This window comes from Myroides sp. WP-1, from assembly GCF_014145635.1.
Lineage (GTDB): Bacteria > Bacteroidota > Bacteroidia > Flavobacteriales > Flavobacteriaceae > Flavobacterium.
Genome location: NZ_JACHTC010000001.1, coordinates 131,701 through 150,575 on the forward strand (window position 1 = coordinate 131,701; position 18,875 = coordinate 150,575).

At 34.3% G+C, this 18,875-nt stretch carries 15 protein-coding genes, 2 tRNA genes, 2 pseudogenes and 1 riboswitch; of the genes and pseudogenes, 12 read left to right on the forward strand and 7 right to left on the reverse strand.

The annotated features are described in order from the left end of the window. Positions 1-4 precede the first annotated feature (4 nt). From H4K33_RS16490 to traN, 3 genes are read left to right on the forward strand one after another with little or no spacing between them, the layout of a single operon-like run. Entirely contained in the window at positions 5-289 is a 285-nt protein-coding gene (locus H4K33_RS16490) for a hypothetical protein (RefSeq protein ID WP_255493506.1), read from the forward strand. Further along, a complete protein-coding gene (gene traM / locus H4K33_RS00595; protein ID WP_182646568.1) occupies positions 267-1,550 on the forward strand; it encodes a conjugative transposon protein TraM in 1,284 nt (427 codons plus the stop codon). The genes H4K33_RS16490 and traM overlap by 23 nt, the downstream gene beginning before the upstream one ends. Before the next feature lie 29 nt (positions 1,551-1,579). Continuing rightward, the gene (gene traN / locus H4K33_RS00600) at positions 1,580-2,503 is read left to right on the forward strand and encodes a conjugative transposon protein TraN (RefSeq protein WP_182646569.1); all 924 of its coding nucleotides are present in this window, start codon (positions 1,580-1,582) and stop codon (positions 2,501-2,503) included. Between the two features lie 719 nt (positions 2,504-3,222). On the opposite strand, the gene H4K33_RS00605 is transcribed toward traN, so the two are convergent. From H4K33_RS00605 to H4K33_RS00620, 4 genes and pseudogenes are all read right to left on the reverse strand, one after another. Next, positions 3,223-3,489, reverse strand: a complete 267-nt coding sequence (locus H4K33_RS00605; protein WP_182646570.1) for a helix-turn-helix domain-containing protein — start codon at positions 3,487-3,489, stop codon at positions 3,223-3,225. 112 nt (positions 3,490-3,601) lie between these two features. Then, a pseudogene (locus H4K33_RS00610) lies at positions 3,602-4,860 on the reverse strand (site-specific integrase). A 299-nt stretch (positions 4,861-5,159) separates the two neighbouring features. Then, a tRNA-Pro gene (locus H4K33_RS00615) sits at positions 5,160-5,234 on the reverse strand. Between the two features lie 6 nt (positions 5,235-5,240). Then, positions 5,241-5,324 (reverse strand) — tRNA-Ser (locus tag H4K33_RS00620). Between the two features lie 328 nt (positions 5,325-5,652). Between H4K33_RS00620 and H4K33_RS00625 the strand changes: the two genes are divergently transcribed. The 3 genes from H4K33_RS00625 (at position 5,653) to H4K33_RS00635 (ending at position 8,411) form a co-directional block, all read left to right on the forward strand. Continuing rightward, positions 5,653-6,186 carry a GNAT family N-acetyltransferase gene (locus H4K33_RS00625; RefSeq protein WP_182646571.1) on the forward strand — a complete coding sequence of 178 codons (534 nt, stop codon included), beginning with the start codon at positions 5,653-5,655 and terminating at the stop codon, positions 6,184-6,186. 88 nt (positions 6,187-6,274) lie between these two features. Continuing rightward, positions 6,275-7,333, forward strand: coding sequence for a GNAT family N-acetyltransferase (locus H4K33_RS00630; protein ID WP_182646572.1), 1,059 nt, complete (start codon positions 6,275-6,277; stop codon positions 7,331-7,333). An 88-nt stretch (positions 7,334-7,421) separates the two neighbouring features. Continuing rightward, positions 7,422-8,411 carry a S9 family peptidase gene (locus tag H4K33_RS00635; protein WP_182646573.1) on the forward strand — a complete coding sequence of 330 codons (990 nt, stop codon included), beginning with the start codon at positions 7,422-7,424 and terminating at the stop codon, positions 8,409-8,411. 70 nt (positions 8,412-8,481) lie between these two features. Here the strand turns inward: H4K33_RS00635 and H4K33_RS00640 are convergent, their stop codons facing one another. Then, entirely contained in the window at positions 8,482-8,976 is a 495-nt protein-coding gene (locus H4K33_RS00640; RefSeq protein ID WP_182646574.1) for a hypothetical protein, read from the reverse strand. Between the two features lie 136 nt (positions 8,977-9,112). Continuing rightward, positions 9,113-9,218, forward strand: a riboswitch (SAM-I-IV-variant riboswitch). Positions 9,219-9,300: 82 nt separating this feature from the next. On the opposite strand from H4K33_RS00640, the pseudogene H4K33_RS00645 reads away from it, so the two are divergent. The 5 genes and pseudogenes from H4K33_RS00645 (at position 9,301) to H4K33_RS00665 (ending at position 14,823) form a co-directional block, all read left to right on the forward strand. Next, a pseudogene (locus H4K33_RS00645) lies at positions 9,301-10,466 on the forward strand (Na+/H+ antiporter NhaC family protein). Positions 10,467-10,531: 65 nt separating this feature from the next. Beyond that, positions 10,532-11,278: a 3-oxoacyl-[acyl-carrier-protein] reductase gene (fabG, locus tag H4K33_RS00650; protein ID WP_182646575.1), complete on the forward strand. Its 747-nt coding sequence runs from the start codon at positions 10,532-10,534 to the stop codon at positions 11,276-11,278. A gap of 213 nt (positions 11,279-11,491) precedes the next feature. Next, positions 11,492-12,280 (forward strand): class I SAM-dependent methyltransferase, encoded by a 789-nt coding sequence (locus H4K33_RS00655; protein ID WP_182646576.1) that lies wholly within the window; start codon positions 11,492-11,494, stop codon positions 12,278-12,280. Between the two features lie 13 nt (positions 12,281-12,293). Further along, positions 12,294-12,839, forward strand: a complete 546-nt coding sequence (locus H4K33_RS00660; protein ID WP_182646577.1) for a putative glycolipid-binding domain-containing protein — start codon at positions 12,294-12,296, stop codon at positions 12,837-12,839. A gap of 409 nt (positions 12,840-13,248) precedes the next feature. After that, entirely contained in the window at positions 13,249-14,823 is a 1,575-nt protein-coding gene (locus H4K33_RS00665) for a transferase (protein WP_255493509.1), read from the forward strand. Between the two features lie 187 nt (positions 14,824-15,010). Here the strand turns inward: H4K33_RS00665 and H4K33_RS00670 are convergent, their stop codons facing one another. After that, a complete protein-coding gene (locus tag H4K33_RS00670) occupies positions 15,011-15,823 on the reverse strand; it encodes a DUF4197 domain-containing protein (RefSeq protein WP_182646578.1) in 813 nt (270 codons plus the stop codon). 29 nt (positions 15,824-15,852) lie between these two features. Continuing rightward, positions 15,853-16,386, reverse strand: coding sequence for a hypothetical protein (locus tag H4K33_RS00675; RefSeq protein ID WP_182646579.1), 534 nt, complete (start codon positions 16,384-16,386; stop codon positions 15,853-15,855). Between the two features lie 119 nt (positions 16,387-16,505). On the opposite strand from H4K33_RS00675, the gene H4K33_RS00680 reads away from it, so the two are divergent. Continuing rightward, positions 16,506-18,848, forward strand: a complete 2,343-nt coding sequence (locus H4K33_RS00680; protein ID WP_182646580.1) for an ATP-dependent helicase — start codon at positions 16,506-16,508, stop codon at positions 18,846-18,848. Positions 18,849-18,875 lie beyond the last annotated feature (27 nt).

Consider the following 18,875-nt stretch of genomic DNA (forward strand, 5'->3'; position numbering starts at 1 on the left):
ATCCATGAATAAATTACAACTTTTAAGACATAGTTATTCCAGTAGACTGCAAATCTATTGGAATAGCCTTTCAATAAAAAGGCAACGAGTTTTATTACTTGCTGTATTTACACTTTACAGCCTTGTTTGCCTTTTTATTGTAAAGACAAGCTTTAGTTCTAAACTAACATCCGGTAGTCAAGAGAAACAAAGCAATATCAAACCTGTAAAGTATTTGCTTGATAGGCAAAAGATAGAATCACAATCACCTTTTAAAATCAAGAGTTATGAATCACAATCAATCAGATAAAACCTACCAAATAGAGAAAGTACCTAAAGAAAATAAAGTATTTCAGGAACTTATAGAAAAACACAAAAAGCATATTGTTTTTGCTTTAATGGGTATTGTTTTTCTAGGTGCTATGTATCTTTTATTTAAACCTGAAGACAAAGAGTTTATCGCACATAATGACTCAGTTCCGGAGGCTATAACTGAGGGGATGCCAACAGATAAGGTCAAAGCCTATGAAAAAGAGCTATGGGAGCAGAAGCAACAAGAAAATGAAAACCAGATGCACTCCTTAGCGGATTATTGGAATGAGTCGCAAGAAGAGTCTAATAGCGGTTATAATCATCAAGATTACAATCAGGAGCCTACTTATACGCCTTATGAGAGGTCTTATCAGAACTATAAGCAAAGCCAAGAGGTGCTCAGTAGTTTTTACGATAGTACTGAAAATCCAGAAACAGATCGCCTTAAAAATCAGATAGAAGAATTAGAAAAGCGATTAGAAGAAAAAGATACTCCAACGCCTATTACAATGGATAATCAATTAGAGCTTATGGAAAAGTCGTTTCAGATGGCTGCAAAGTATTTGCCAGGTGGTCAAAACCAAACTGAATTATCACCTTCAAATGAGAGTACAAATATCAAAACTATCTCTAGTAAAAAGCAGACTATAACAGCGCTTGATAAAACAAGTAAAGAGATTGTCTCTTCACTTGTAAAACCGATGAGTTTACAAGATTTCTTACCAATTAGTTCTGAAAATAATCAAACCTTTTATACCGCTGAAGGAGAACGTAAAACACAAACTCATAAAAACAGTATAAGAGTCAGTATCAAAGAAGATCAGGTTATTATAAACGAAGGTTACATCAAACTAAGACTCTTAGAGAGTATCGTTATAAACGGAGCTCTATTACCTGAAGCAAGTACGCTGATTGCTAAAGTCAAAGTAAACAGTGGACGATTAGAACTCATTGTAAACTCTATTAAAATTGATGATACCATCATAGAAACAGAGCTTATTGGTTATGATAACTATGGGCAAAAAGGACTTGAGGTATTAGACCTTCAAGAAATAAGCGCTTCAAAAGAGATCATCGCCAATATGGGACAGACAACAGGAACGAGTATATCGATGAGTAGATCCGCTTCAGACCAAATAGCAGGAGATCTAACTAAAGGACTTATTCAAGGAGTGTCTGGTTACTTTTCAAAGAAAGTAAAAGCCCAGAGAGTAACCTTAAAACAAGGACAAGAACTGTTTCTTGTACCTAAAGAATAAAAATCAATAACCAAGTAAAACAGATCATTATGAAAACATTTATTAAATATATGCTGCTGTGTCTAATAGCAGTAAACACAGTAATAGCTCAAAAAAGTAGTCAATCTATAAGCCTATTAAACGCTGAGGTAATTCCTTACGAGGTAGAACTTACCCAAAACAAAACAACGCATATTCTGTTTCCAAGTAGTATTGAATATGTGGATCTTGGAAGTAGTGAAATAATAGCCAATAAAGTAGAAGCAACTTCTAATGTACTTCGATTAAAAACAGTAAAAGAGGATATTTCACCAACGAATTTTACTGTAATTACAAACGATGGTAAATACTATAGTTTCAATGCTACCTACAATGAACAGCCAATACAACTGAGCTATGATTTAACCAAGTTTGAAAAACATAACAGTAAAAAGCAAAGCGAAGTCCTATTTAAGGATTTAGGTAAGACAGCTCCAAGTTTAACAGATCTTTTTATGAAAGCAATCATAAAGAAGAATAAGAAAGAGCTAAACATTAAAAGTAAAAATTACTCAGTAGAAGCAAGGTTAAAAAGTATCTATATTCAAGATGGTAAACTTTATTTTCACATCTCTATTAATAACAAAAGCAATTTACCATACACTGTTGACTATGTTAGCTTTAAAATTAAAGATAGGAAAACTACAAAACGAACTACAATTCAAGAAGTAGCTTTAAAACCAATTAGAAGTTATAGTGATTTTCAAATTATCATTAGTCATAGTAAACAAGATAATATTTTTATGTTTGACCAGTTTACTTTGTCTGATAAGCAAATGTTAATCATAGAGATTAATGAGAAAAGAGGTATAAGAAATCAGACATTGAAAATTAAGAGTGCGGATATTTTAAAATCAAAACAGAAAAGCAATGTAGATTATATTACAATAGACTCAGATACTATGATCCTAAAAGATGAAGGGTATATTATTTAGTTTATATACTGAATTACTTCAAGAAAAAAAATGGAAAGGTGTAGATAAAGTAATTAAAGGAGTTCAGATATAATGAATGCTAAAAAAGGATTATATGAAAAATAGGAATTATAGACGTAAAATTAATAAAAAGTAAAGTAGTATATAAAAAAATAAAAATTAATTGTAAATAAATAAACATGTTCTTTAGATGTTTTTAAAAAACATATTAGATTGTACTAGGAGAAAATGATATTTCATAGGAAGTGAACATGGTTGTTTTTTTATTTAATTTATTTATATATTTTTGTTCTAATTGTAAGAAATTTTGGTGGGCTGAAAATTTTTTATGATATAAGATTAAAAGCTATCTATAAATTAAGATAGCTTTTTTAAATTTATTACCTAGTTATTTAAAAATAGGGAATTTGAATAACATTAAAATACGTTTTAGCTGTCTTAGTTTATTTTAAGACAGCTTTTTTATTTAATTAGAAATTATAAATAATCTTCGAAAAAAAATATTGTAAGACTGTCTTACAATATTTTTTCAATTTATTGACTTGTGAAGAGTTTTTACATAGAAATGAACTTGTTACAATTGTTTAAATAAAAAAAACCTGATTCATTTTGTTTTGAATCAGGCTTAACTAGATTGAATTTGAGGATAGATTGTAATCGTAGAAATACAGACTAATACAATTTATGTTATATTCTCTTAGATAGTCAAGAGACTCATTTCATTCACTCTCCATCATCTTTAAAATATCTTCGTACCTATAAAATATCAATCCACCAATCTTCTTAAAGGGTATGGTACCATTTATTCTCATATTTTGCAAGGTACCAGGAGAAATACCAAGAAGCTTTCTTACTTCATAGCTTTTGATCCATTGTTTTATCTGTTGATCTTTCTTTCTATTAAAAGGGCTATACCTTCTTATCTCAGTAATAATCTCTTGCTTAAAAATCTCAAGATCTTCTTTTGTGATAAATTCTACTTTCATAATACATAGTATTTAGGGTTAGTTTTGATTTGTTATAAGCTACTAAAAGCTTAGTTCTAACCCTAAATAACAATTTATTTGTGCTAGTTAAGTTCTGTTGTCTTTAGAAGGTTTATTTTGACTTTTCAAAGTTGTACTTGTGATTTTTTTGAGTAAGTCTTCTTTCCCTTAAGTTATCCATATCTTCACCTAGTTTATGTTCTAATACTTTAGCATAAATTTGAGTAGTCTGTATGGCAGTATGACCTAGCATTTTACTTACAGATTCAATTGGGACGCCGTTATTTAATGTAACAGTTGTAGCGAAGGTATGTCTAGCTAAGTGAAAGGATAAGTTTTTATCTATCTCACATATAATAGCAATCTCTTTTAAGTAACCATTCATTCGTTGGTTGCTAATAACAGGAAAAACTTTTCCTTTTGCAAAGGCTATAGGATGTTCTTTGTACTTTTTAACTAGCTCCAAGGCTTCAGGGAGTAGTGGAACCCTAACAGGTATTTTAGTTTTCTCTCTACTTGATATAATCCACTCTTTCCCATCACTTCCTTTAGCTATATTTTGTGGTGTTAAGTTAAAGATGTCTATATAAGCTAAACCAGTATAACAACTAAACAAAAACATATCAAGAACAGCTTGTAATCTTTCAATTGCAAAATTCTTGTTTACAAGGATTTCAAGTTCAGATTTAGTTAAGTGCCCTCTTTCTGTCTTCTCAAAGTGAAGTTTGTATTTGGTAAAGGGATCTTTTTCAATCCATTCCATTGTGATAGCTAAGTTGATTAACTTTTTAAATCTTTCAATGTGTTTCATAATGCCATTGTTATTTAATGGTTGATGTTTATGAATAGGTTTGCAGTTTCTTAAGAAGTTTTCAAAGTCAAAGATAAATTTGTAGTTAATCTCACTTAAATAGATGTCAGTTCGATTGTGTACTTTACGCAAATAGCTTTTAAGGTACTTTTCTGTAGAGAAATAGTTCTTTAGTGTACCATAAATTTATTTGTAGCAATCTCTCTGTGATAGTCTATAAGCTTTAAAAGTGATGATTCGGTATCATCATGCCCAAGAAAGATATTTTTAACAGCTCCTATGGAGACAACTCTTTTTTGTTGGACTAATTGATGATAGGTATCTGTAATGAGAGAACGTACTCGCTCAATATGTGCGTTGATTCGAACCGTGTCTTCACTTTTGCCCTTCGCTTTTCCTTTAATATTATCCCAAGAAGTAGGGGATATTTTTAATTTTAAAGAAATTTCTGTTCGTTGTCCATTTACCGTTATCCTTGCATAGATAAGGGATGGAACTGTTTTGTTTGAATTAGAAACACGTATTATAAAGTGTATTCCAAATGTGTTTTTTGTTTTCATATCAATCTATTTTAATGTTAACCGAACTGTTTTGATATGGTTTTTAAAAACTACTCACCTGAATAGTACTCAAACAAGACCAAAAAGCACTGAATTAAACTATAATGAATTGTATTTAATTTACTGAAATACAGATAGTTAAACTCGATTCGGTGAGCTAATTTACCTTTTAAAAATAGCTCACCTAATAGCTCACATTTAGATTGATTTACTATGGATTATTATGATACATTTAAAAATAAAAAAATCCGTAAGTAATTGATACTTACGGATTTAGGCACATTCTGATACCCTAAAAGTCGGGGTGGCAGGATTCGAACCTGCGACCTCCTGGTCCCAAACCAGGCGCGATGACCGGGCTACGCTACACCCCGAAGAAGCGGAGAGACAGGGACTCGAACCCTGGCGACCGTTACCAGTCGACAGATTAGCAATCTGCTCCGTTACCACTCCGGCACCTCTCCTAAAAACTGAGGAATCCCTCATTTTTACAGGAGCAAACATACTATTAGTTTTTATTTTATGCAAGTAAAAATCAAAGGAAATTTAAAGATAAAAGGCTGTTTTTTTTTACTCCATTAAGGATGAGGGTACTATGAATAAAAAAAAAGACAACAAAAAGCTTGTGTTGGTGTAAATAAAGGCGTCGTCTATGGAAATACAGAAAAAAAGACGTGCTTTTTCGCGAAGTGAATCGACATTCACTTCAAATTATCCCCTATATTTGCAACAGAAATAAAAAATAATGCTAAAATAAAATCCCTTATTTTGGCCCAACGAATAGAGTACCATATGAAATTTGATGCAAACCTAAGTTTTTCAAGTGATCGCTTGAAGTTTATAATCGTTAACGATAGCTATGTAGAGGATATTTTTAAAGCATTAACCCCTACAGTAGCAAAATTCTTACCTTTTATTCCTACGGGAAAGAAAGAAGATACATATGGCTTTGTTGCTTATAGTTTAGGTCAATTAGAAAAACAAAAAGACATTACTTTACTTGCTACAGATAAAGAAACAGGTGAATTCATTGGATGTTGTGGAATACACGATATTTGTGATGAATCAATTTCTATAGGGCTTTGGCTAAAAGAAAGTGCCAATGGAAAAGGATATGGAACTGAATTGGTAAAAGCTTTGGAACAATTCGTTTTTGACAACTTAACAGTAGACTATTTAATCTACAACGTAGAGCGAAATAATGCGGGTAGTATCAATATCGCCGAAAAGCTAGGTTATGTATACCACAGTAGTTTTGAACGAAAAATTAGCGAAGAAAAAGTATTGGATATGTTACATTATCGAAAAGATAACGCAACAAAATAATAAGCTCGAAAAAAAAACAGTATTTTAGAAAAGTTCATTTTAATTTTTGGAATTAAATTGGGCTTTTTTTGTATGTAATTAGTGTAAAATGAAAATTTCATATACGGATCAACTTGATACCCTTCTAGAACTTCCCTTTTTGCAGGAGGAGGAACGAGAGTTAGGAGAGTTATTACTTGCAGTGGGTAGAGGAGAAGCGACCTGGGCGAATGTTCTTGTCCAAATAGAAACCATGGAGGTGTTATCTGTGGTTTATATCCATTTAATTAAAGCCTTAGGTACCTATTTCAATGATGATGTAACAACCCTTGATCGTGAGGTTCAATTGAGATTATGGGTTGTTTTACTGCATAAGATGGGGAAATGTTGGAGCACATATCGCGAAGTAGAGGGTGATGAAAAGACAGAGAAAAACGAAACAAGCGTAAACAACGACTTTGAGAAAAAGAAAGTTGAAAAGAATACGTGGTTTATTTTATTGGGAAGTGTAATAGCGGCAAGTGAAGAGATTGACAATCTACAGACATTCAACCTTATTCAAGAGGGAATGAAGCTAGAAATACAAATGATTATTGGAATGCTTACCCCTCAAAAGAGAACAGTGTTTGCTCCTGAACATCAATGGGAAACAAATGCCTTGGTTTTTAGAAAAATAAACCAAGGAGATCATGCATTATTACAGCAGTATTTTACTCCATCAATCGGACAGTATTTGAGTATTGATTCCTTTTCACATCCAGTTTTAGTTAAGGCATATATCGAACAATCTCAAGAGGAAATGAAACAAGGTACATGTTTGGTTTTATTGGCTTTTGAACGCGATTCAAACCGCTTTGTAGGTTGTTTAACGATTAATGACATTCATTTATTTTCTGTTGAAATTGGCGTATGGGTAAGTGAAGAACAACAGGGAAAAGGGTGGGGAAGCGCACTCTTGGAACAAGCAATAACACTCATAGAAACTAGTATTCCAACACAACAAATTATTTACACAGTTGAAAAGGAAAACGATAAAAGTATAACACTTTGTAAGAAAAAAGGATTTGAATTCGACAGAGAATTAATTCTAGAACCCACTCCTCTAAAGAATAAGTATAGATCTATGTTGAGATTTACGAAAAAAGTAATTGCTGCTTCCAGAGGGTAAGAGTAGAGATGGTGAAGGAATTCAATTGAAATAATGTTATATTTATCTTTTTGGTTAAGAAATAAATAACGTATCTCAAGAGGAAGTAATGAAAAAAAGCATTGTACTACTAGTCGCTTTTCTAGGAATTTGTTCTTTTGCTCAAACTAAAACGGCTGAAGAATTAGGATTTGAACACCGCATTTTCAAATATCGTGAGGATCAGGTTGATGTGGTAATCAAATCAAAGCAAGGAGAAGAACACACAGTCAAACCTTTGTTGTTCTTTTGCCAAGGCAGTACGCCAGAACCTGTATTGAAATATTATAAGGATAAAATATTAGCCTTTCCAGTTGATATGGAAGATTATATCGAACAGTATCATTTAGTTTTTGTAGGAAAACCAGGCATACCTCTTGTCGTTGACTTAGAGGAAATAGGTCCTCCCTATAGCTATATGAATACCCTAGATAAAATTCCGACCGCTTATACAGAGCGAAATTACCTCGACTACTATGTTGAGCGAAATATTGAAATACTGAAGGATTTAGAAAAGGAAGATTGGGTTGCTAAAGATCGATTAATTGTCGTTGGTCATTCAGAAGGTAGTACAATTGCAGCTAAGATGGCAGCATTGTATCCTAAGATTACGCATCTCATTTATTCAGGAGGAAATCCTATGGGACGTATTTTGGCTATTATAAGCGAACTGCGATATACAGAAACACAAGAAAACCAAGAAGCAGAAAGACTATTCGATCACTGGGATTGGATTGTAGAAAATAAAGATAGTACAACCGATGAACGAGGGGATAGTCCAAAGGCAACCTATGCCTTTTCACAATCTTCTATGTCGTATTTTAAGGAAATGAAAATTCCTGTTTTGGTAACCTATGGGAGCAAAGATTGGAGTGCTCCTTTCAATGATTATTTACGAGTAGAAGCAATAAAAGAAGGATGGAAAAACTTTACGTTTAAGGCTTATGTAGGTACAGAGCACAATTTTTTTCCTGTAGATGAAAAGTATATTCCTGATCACAGTGTACGCAATTGGCCTAAAGTAGGCGAAGATTGGTTAGTGTGGTTGAACGAAAATTAGCAAAATAAAAATAGCGAGGAGTTCCTCGCTATTTTTGTATCGTTTGTAAGAAAAAGAGAAATTTAGTGTATTAGAATTTATAACGTACAGCTAGACCAAAATCAAGGTATAGTCCGTCGCGATACGAGTCGTTTAAATATAGTTCAGGACGTGCATCAAGTGCAATTTGCAACGGGAAGTCAAAGGTATATTCAATACCAACTGTACCTGTTACTAAACCAAAGGTACCATTGTCTTTGTATCTTACACCTCCGTGGTTGTACTTGTAATTGTAATTCCCTACAGCAGCTCCAACACCCGCATACCAATCAAAGTTACCTTCAATATTCCAAACCCATTCGTAGATACCCGTGATTTTTGTTGCGTTGTAATCGTTGTTGTTTCTAAAACCAAGGTCTAGCTCTAAACGATTGTTGCGCGATAAATTTCTTTGGTATGAAATTTCAGTACCTAAGCCAGAGTTTCCTCCAAAACGCAATCCAAGTGCATTTTTAGGTCCACTTTGAGCAAATGAAGCGGTAGTTAATAAACCCGCTAATCCTAATGAAAGCAGTAGTTTTCTCATTTCTTTTTAAAATTTTAGTTTAGGGCAACAAAAGTAAGGAAAACTAGTTAGTATTTAAACATATTGTAGTAAATGAATAAAATTATTAAAAAAACGTTTTTTGTTGTCGATTTTAATTATAGTTTATATCTTTGCTCTTTATTATCAGGAATTTTTCTAAAATCATGTAGAAAAATAGCAACCTGCAACAACAAGCAAGGTGCTGAAAACGATAAGCCAGTCATGGAAAAAATGTTGATATACTAATCTTTGGTATACTTTCTGTATTATTTTTTTCTCAAGGTTAACGTAACTATGTGTTTTTAGAAAGCAAAAAAAATATATATGACAGAAAATAAATTGTACACCCTCATTCCCTTTTTTGTATTTGTTGCTGTTTTTTTAGGTAGCGGTATTTTACTAGACGATTTTTATCTATTGCCTTCTCCTATAGCTATTGCTTTAGGGATTATCACTGCTTTTGTTTTATTTTACAAAACACCGATCAATAAGCGCATCACAGCACTAATTGAAGGTTGTGGAGACAGTAAGATTATCACCATGTGTTTGATTTATATTCTTGCAGGGGCTTTTGCAACTATTACGAAAGCCATTGGCGGAGTGGATGCGATGGTCAATATTGGGTTGCATTATATTCCTGTAGCATATCTCGGGGTAGGAATCTTTGTTATTTCTTGCTTTTTATCTCTTTCTATAGGCACTTCAGTAGGAACAATTGTTGCTTTAGGTCCTATTGTTGTTGGATTAGCTGAAAAAACAGGAAGTTCTATGGGTTTGCTTTGTGGAGCCTTATTGGGGGGGGCAATGTTGTGTTGATATTTATGAAAAATGACGCTACCCATGTTGTACTAGATTTAAACGAAAATGCTAATTACCTATTGATCTTACCCTATGTGTTAACTATTGTTTTGGCTTTGGTGGGTATTGATGTGTTTATTGCCTTGTTTTTAGGTATTCTTTCTGCATCAATCATCGGGTTAGTTCAGGCTGATTTTGATTTGGTAGGACTTGCTAATCACACCTATCAAGGATTTACGTCTATGACAGAAATATTCTTGTTGTCAATGCTTACTGGCGGATTAGCCCGTATGATTGAGCAACAAGGAGGCTTGGTGTGGATTTTAAAAAGTATGCAGAAGAGAATTCAAACCAGCAAAGGAGCCGTTTTTGGTATAGCCTCTCTAGTTTCTAGTGTAGGTTTGTGTATGGCGAATAACACCGTTTCAATTTTAGTAGTCGGAAACCTAGCCAATGATGTAGCAACAGAGTATAAGTTAAATCGGCCTTATGTAGCTTCTGTATTGGATATTTTTGCTTGTATTGTACAAGGAATATTGCCTTACGGAGCACAAATCTTAATTTTATTGAGTTTTACAGATAAAAAACTAGGCTATCTCGAATTGGTGTCACATGGATACTATTTCGTTTTCTTGCTTGGGGTTACGCTATTTTACATGATCTTTTTTAGAAAAGAGGTACAAACAGTTTAAAAAATTCATAGTCGAATTACAAATTGTTTATATTTGCCCTTTGTCAAAACAAAATTAAAATATACATGAAATTATTAGAAGGAAAAATAGCCATTATTACCGGTGCTACACGAGGAATCGGAAGAGGAGTAGCTTTAGCATTTGCTGAACAAGGCGCTAATGTAGCATTTACCTACAGTTCATCTGTACAAGCAGCGGACGAATTAGTGAGTGAACTTGTAGCTTTAGGTGTTCAAGCAAAAGGATATCAATCCAATGCAGCAGAATTTCAAGCAGCAGAACAATTGGTAGAAGAAGTATTGAAAGACTTCGGTAATATTGATGTTTTAATTAATAATGCAGGTATTACAAAAGATAATTTATTGATGAGAATGTCAGAGCAAGATTTCGATGATGTTATTGAAGTGAACTTGAAATCTGTGTTCAATATGACAAAAGCGGTACAACGCACGATGTTGAAAAACAGAAAAGGATCAATCATCAATATGAGTTCTGTTGTAGGAGTAAAAGGAAACGCTGGACAATCGAACTATGCAGCTTCTAAAGCTGGGGTAATCGGATTTTCTAAATCAATTGCCTTAGAATTAGGATCTAGAAATATTCGTTGTAACGTTATCGCACCAGGGTTTATCGAAACGGAAATGACAGCTAAATTAGCAGAAGACGTGGTAAAAGGATGGACAGATGCTATTCCTTTAAAACGCGGAGGAAAAGCAGAAGATGTAGCCAATGCATGTGTGTTTTTAGCTTCTGATATGTCGGCTTATATCACAGGACAAGTAATCAATGTTGATGGAGGAATGTTGACATAATCAACAATAAAATAAAAGCAAAAGGGAGGAACGTGTTTTCTCCCTTTTTTTATGGAGTTAACTTTCATCCAATCAGGAATAAAGCTTTAACTTGAGATAAAAGTGCACGAAGGAAAACTGCAAAATGAGAAAAAAGATTTGATTTATACAATTAAAAAAGATAATTTTAATAAGCGGTTGAACTAACTTAACCGCTTATTATACGTTACGTCATTGAAAGATTTTATACAACACAATCAAAAAGCTTGGGATACACAAGCAAAAGCGAATGTTCCATGGTCTCAGCCTGTTAGTAGTGAATTAGTTGAAAAGGCAAAACAGGGAATCTGGGATTTATATGTCTTGCCAACTCCGATTGAAAAAGAGTGGATTGGAGATATTAAAGGAAAAAAAGTACTGTGTTTAGCCTCTGCAGGTGGACAACAAGGACCTATACTAGCTGCTTTAGGTGCAGAAGTTATCGTGTTTGATTTGTCGCCAGAACAGTTGCAAAAAGACCAAGATGTTGCAACAAGAGATCAACTTCACTTAGCAATTGAACAGGGAGATATGCGCGATTTAAGTCGATTTGATGACGCGTATTTTGATCTGATCGTACACCCCATTTCCAATCTGTATATTGACGATGTGACGCAAGTATGGAACGAGTGCTATCGCGTATTAAAAACTGGCGGAAAATTAATTAGCAGCTTTTATAATCCTGTGGTTTTTGTTGAAGATCGAAATGCAGAATGTAAAGCGCAAGGATTGATTCAACCCAAATACACAATACCTTATCAAGATCAAAGAGATCTGTCTTCAACCGAGCTAGACGAAAAAATTGCAAAAGGAGAAGCACTTGTTTTTGGGCATGCTCTTCAAGATTTGTTGGGTGGACAAACCAAAGCAGGTTTCGCAATTATCGGATATGAAGAGGCTTGGCAGCCCAATCCCCGTTTTGTAATTGATGATTATATCCCCACTTTTATAGCCACGCTTAGTGTTAAATTAAATAAATCGTAGTCAATTGAATCAAATGGAAAAAAAACGAACATGGTTAGGTGTTGATACAATAGCTGTGGAGCACTTTACTGCTATCGAAAAAGAAGGTAGCTTTCACTGCAAAGGAGAAATTGTCGGCAATAAGAATAATCGCATTTATGGTGTTGAATATCAAGTTGTGACAACATCCAATTGGGAAACGCGTTTCTTTGATATTCGATGTCAAGAAGGACATCGATTTTTTCAATTAAGTGGACATAAACTCAATGATCAATGGATCATTGATGAACAAGAATATCCACATTTTAAGGAGTGTTTAGATATTGATATCGCAGTAACTCCTTTTACTAATACTTTGCCAATTAATCGATTAAAGTTAAATGTTGGTGAATCTAAGATTCTTCCAGTTTTGTATATTAATCCTTTAGAGGAGAATTTTACTTTGGTTCAACAAGAATATACTAAATTGTCTGAAAACACCTATCACTACAAGAATATTTGGAGCGATTTTGAAGCTACTATTACAGTTGATGCAGATGGTTTGGTCTCAGAATATCCAGGCTTGTTTAAGGTGATTTAGTTTTTATACACGAAATAATAAGACTAAACAAGGTCGAATAAACGATAGGGAAGTACCCCGCGATGATAAAGAAAAGAGCAAGTAAAACTTGCTCTTTTTTTGTGAGTAAAAGTCACTGTATGATCTACTTAAAGAGATTTTAATATCGCTTGACAAAGAAAAAAGGTGTTGGTTTTTGAAAAGACATGTAAAAGAGAAAATCCATATTTTTTAAAAACATTTCCTTTTGTTAATTTTTTTATTTTTTGAAACAAACTTTAACCTTTTTGATTGAATTATGATTTTTATTTAAAATAATTTTATAATGTTCAGTACATATTGAATTTTAATCCTATGTACGATAGTTATTCTCTATATGAGAAGATTAGGGGGAAGTAGGTGTTTTACTATGTTGCATTAAACAATAAAAATGAGATTGAGAAAAAGAGATAGAAGTGTTAAATGGATAAAAGCTGTAGAAATGGATAAATACAGAATTACCAATGAATCCATGGAATATAATGGCTATATACTATGGCGTATAGAATGTTTAAAAACACGTAGAAAAGGAGGTTGGATTCAAAGTGAATTGAATTTGAGTCAGGCTGGTGAATCTTGGGTGGGAGACAATGCTAAAGTATATGGCGAAGCTGCAATTTTAGATAATGCTGTAGTTCGCGGAAATGCAGAAGTATTTGGAGCTGCGCGTATTACAGCTGATGCACAAGTATATGGCAATGCTGTAGTTTCAGATTTTGCTTTGGTAACAGCTTGTGCTCAAGTGTATGGAGAAGCTTCAATAGAGGATTCGGCTCAAATTTCAGGTAACGCAACAGTCTCTGGAAAGGCCATGGTCTCAGCCTACGCTAAAGTATATGAAAACGCTTCTATTGAGGGATCTGCTCAAATCTATGACAATGTGGAAGTTTATGGACATGCAACGATTAAAGATCGCGCCTATTTGTTTAAAGAAGCACATGTGAAAGGGCATTCAGTTGTATCAAGTAACGACCGAATTAGTGAAAATGTATATAATTGGGAGGATATAAATGCGGTGACTTCGCTGAAAATTACTTTAGTAAATGGAGAAAAATCAACGCAGTTGTATGCAAATGGACGGCATCAAATTGCTCTTAAAATAACGATGGAAGCACGTGATAGAAAGAATCAACCAATCACAATTTCACCAAAAGAAATGTTTGAAAAAATGGAACTTATTGATGATGAAAATAATTTCATAAGCAACGGTTTACTTTATACCGACGAGGCGGGAATTTACGTATATCCGAAAGTAGAAAATTCAGGGTATCATAAGGAAGGGACGACTTCTTCTGTTATCGTTTATTGCTCTATTGATGCTCCTGTCAAAGCATTTAAAGTGTGTGTGCGTTGTAAAATTAAACAGTGGTCAAACCAGCATGGCATGGAGAAAGTTAAGCGAGTGGAATATTCTACTTCTAAGGAGTATAATCAAGGAGGACTTGCTCCCGATTTTGTGACCATAAACGTATTGCCCAAACGTCGGTTTACACAATCTAATATACGCGTGCAAACGCGAACAGAACACGATGTAAATGGAATATACAACTCCAAATTGACGAAATATTACGTGCAGTTTAATCCTGATGATGGCTTGCTTTTGTATCAAACGAATTGTATTAGCAAGAAATGGTTTCACTACAAGCAGACAGGTATCTATAAAAGATGTAGTATCTCAACAGATGGAACATTTACTAGGGACGATCATTCTATTTTTACAACGAAGTTTGAATTTACTTCGAGTAAGTTTCGGAAGGTATTGGCTAAGAATCACGAAATAGAAGGGGTGTGTTTTTGGGTTTATCAGCTTTGGGAAGGACTAATTTGGTCTTATTACGAATGGGGAGGTGAAATGTACTTTTCGATGTATGATCAATATGGCAACGAAGCGTGTGTTACTGCTGTCGCTGGGGAAGAAGAGCAATTGCATTTTTACGTTCGTTTAGAAGAACTGAATCACGAATAAGTCCACCGTTAGAACAACAGAGGCAAAAGTAGTTGAAAAAGTAAAAAGGGACATTGATATTCAATGTCCCTTTTTGTATCAACTAACTTTAACTATTCTCTTATGAAATCTATATTTATAAGGCAAATATCGATATTCTATTCGGAGTGAATATTACGAAAAAGTTATGCTATCGTTATAGTACGTTTTATTGACCAAAAATATCAAAAAGGCTTTTCTTTTTTTCTTTTGTACTATCTGTCTTTTTAGGTGTATTCTTGCTTGAAGAAGACGTTGATGCGTTCGCTGTCTTATCTTGTTTGCTGAATACGTCATTCAATAACTTTGTCGATCTCGAGTCTTTTTGATTTCCTCTAATGTTGTTTTCTTCAACTGCAATCATCGTGAATACACCATCTAGTGTTTTTTCGGCAACGTAGTTTGTTAGATCTGGATTAACAGGAGATACAAGAGGAAGATTATTGTATTGTGTAAAAATACCTTCCCAAGCCTTTGTAGCACCTACTTCTGATAAAGACGATTCAATGATAGGAGTAAATTTACTCATTAACTCTTTTGAAGTTTTTTGTTTCAAGTAGTCAGTAGCCGAAGACGGACCGCCTAAAAGAATATTAGCAGCATCCGCAAAAGTTAAATCTTTAATCGCCTGTACGAAGATTGGAGTTGCTTCTTCTACAGCGCTTTCTGCTGCCTTGTTTAGCAAGAGTAATCCTTGATCTGCTACGCTCCCCATTCCTAATGAACGCATTGTTTTATCAACTTTTTGCAATTCATCAGGCAACATAATTTTTACCAGTTCATTTTTAAAAAAACCGTTGGGTTTAGCTAGTTCACTTACTTGCTGTTGAATACCTTTGTCTAGTGCTTCTTTTAACCCTTTACCAATTTGATCTTGCGATAAATTACCCAAAATCCCTCCTAGTTTGCTTTGAGCCGTAGCGGTGTAGTTTGTGCCTAAAACACCCAATAGCAAACATGCGCTTATCAAAATTCTTCTCATACCTTTTTTTTATTTAATTTATTGATTTACTACAAGTTATGTTTTGTCTCTTCTTTGATTGCTCGAAGTAAAATATCCACTTTACTCTGAATGCGAATCGATTCATTTAACAAGAGATTTTGATACAACAAAGCAGATGTAGCTTCTGGTAGCTTCGCTGTTTGTTGAATCGTGCTTATAAGGGTGTTTTTGGTATGTACAACAATAGCCCATAGCTCTTCAGAAACATAAAGCTGTTGGGTGACGTTATATTCAAATTCCTGCTCAAGGTGTTGAACCAATAAGTGTGCGTATGCTTGAGTATCCGTACTCAATGGTTGAACACGCAAGATTAACTTCTTTAGATCACTGCGTTCTGCATAGATGATCAATCGCTCACAAGCCTGCAACTTTAAGGCTTTACTGTCAATTCCTGTTTCTTTATTTGTCAATTGCGTAATGATAAAATAGTCTCGCTTCGATTGTTTCTCCAAGATTTGTTGAAAGAACACATAAGACAATCCCGCAACAACTAACGCAGGTACGATATACTGTAATGAAGTAAGGAAAAAGTTAAGATCCATGAAATTTAAATTTGAACAAAAGTAATAATATTTGATCAAGATAAAATGCTTTAATGTAAACAAAACTTGTTATAAACTAATAGTAGTTGTAATTTTGGCTTTTTACGGTTTTAGACACTATGCAAAGTTATATTGATCAACTTAATGAAGCGCAAAGAGCGCCTGTACTACAGAAGGATGGCCCAATGATTGTGATTGCTGGAGCGGGTTCAGGAAAAACAAGGGTATTGACCTTGCGAATTGCCTACCTGATGCATCAAGGCGTTGACGCGTTTAATATTTTATCTCTGACGTTTACCAATAAAGCAGCGCGTGAGATGAAAAATAGAATCGCACAAATTGTCGGAAGCAGCGAGGCTAGAAACCTTTGGATGGGAACATTCCACTCTGTTTTTGCTCGTATTTTGCGTGCAGAAGCTGATCATTTGGGATATCCAAGTAACTTCTCTATCTATGATTCACAAGATACTCAGCGATTAATCGGACAGATTATTAAAGAGTTGCAATTAGATAAAGACGTGTATAAACCCAAAGAAGTAGCCAGTCGTATTTCTTCGTATAAAAATAATCTGGTTACGGTAAAAGCCTATTTTAACGATCCAGAACTACAAGAAGCAGATGCAATGAGTAAACGTCCTCGTATTGGAGAAATTTACGAGCATTATGTGGAACGTTGTTTCAAAGCAGGAGCAATGGATTTTGATGATTTACTATTGAAAACCAATGAGTTACTAACTCGATTTCCAGATGTGTTAGCCAAGTATCAAGATCGTTTTCGCTATATTTTGGTTGATGAGTATCAAGATACGAACAACTCTCAGTATTTGATTGTTCGAGCGCTTTCAGATCGCTTTCAGAATATATGTGTAGTAGGGGATGACGCTCAAAGTATCTATGCCTTTCGTGGAGCGAACATCAATAATATATTGAATTTCCAAAAGGATTTCGACAACGTACAATTGTATCGTTTGGAACAAAATTATCGCTCTACTCGAAATATTGTAGAAGCTGCAAATACGATTATTGACAAGAATAAAGTCAAATTAGAAAAAGTAGTTTGGACAGATAATGATTTTGGTCCCAAGATTAAGGTACACCGTTCATTAACTGATGGAGAAGAAGGGCGCTTTGTTGCGTCAACAATTTTTGAAGAAAAAATGCAAAATCAAAAAAACAACAGTGATTTTGCTATCTTATATCGTACCAATGCACAATCTCGTGCGATGGAAGATGCCTTGAGAAAACGCGATATTCCCTACCGAATTTACGGTGGGTTGTCGTTCTATCAACGCAAAGAAATAAAAGATGTATTGAGCTATTTACGCTTAATTATCAATCCCAAAGATGAAGAAGCCCTGGTTCGTGTTATCAATTATCCTGCAAGGGGAATTGGAGCAACAACATTGGATAAATTAACGATTGCTGCTAATCACTATAAGCGTTCGATTTTTGAAGTAATGAGTCATATAGATAAAATTGACTTAAAAATTACCGCAGGAACGAAAAACAAATTGACTGATTTTGTCAATATGGTGAAAGCTTTTCAGGCGTTGGAAGAAACCAAGGATGCTTATGAAATGGTAGAACACGTCGTTAAGAAAACAGGATTGGTTCAAGAGTTGAGAAAAGATACCACACCAGAAGGAATCACTCGAATGGAAAATATAGAGGAATTACTTAATGGTATCAAAGACTTTATTGAAGGTCAACGCGAAATAGATGGTGCTCGAGGTGCATTGTCAGAATTTTTAGAAGATGTAGCTCTAGCAACAGATTTAGATAAAGATACAGGTGATGACGATCGCGTGGCTTTAATGACTATTCACTTGGCGAAGGGATTAGAATTTCCTACCGTTTTCTGTGTGGGAATGGAAGAAGACCTATTTCCAAGTGCGATGAGTAGTAGTACGCGAACAGAGTTAGAAGAAGAACGACGATTATTTTATGTAGCGTTAACCCGTGCAGAGCATCAAGCTTATTTAACTTATGCGCAATCGAGATACCGCTGGGGGAAACTCATAGACTGTGATCCTTCGCGTTTTATTCAAGAAATCGATGCAGAGTACTTAGAGTTTTTAACACCCGTAGAAACAAATTATCGCTATACGCCAAAGATTGATGCAGATATTTTTGGCGATGTAGATAAAAGTAAGTTGAGATTGGCAAAACCTGTAAATGGTACTCCACCTGCTTACTTGAAAAATAATGAAGAACCCGTTTTAGATCGAAATATTCGAAAATTAAAACCAGTAAATTCCGCTACTGCATCTACTTCTAGTGGAGCAGAAAATTCTAATGGCGGTTTAGTAATTGGTCAACGCGTGATGCATGAACGATTTGGTCAAGGGGTGATTTTAAATTTAGAAGGTGTAGGAGCAGATCGCAAAGCGGAGATCAATTTCGATGTAGGGGGAATTAAAAAATTATTATTGCGATTTGCGAAGCTTCAAGTTTTAGCGTAAATTGTGTAAAACAATAAAAATCAAAGA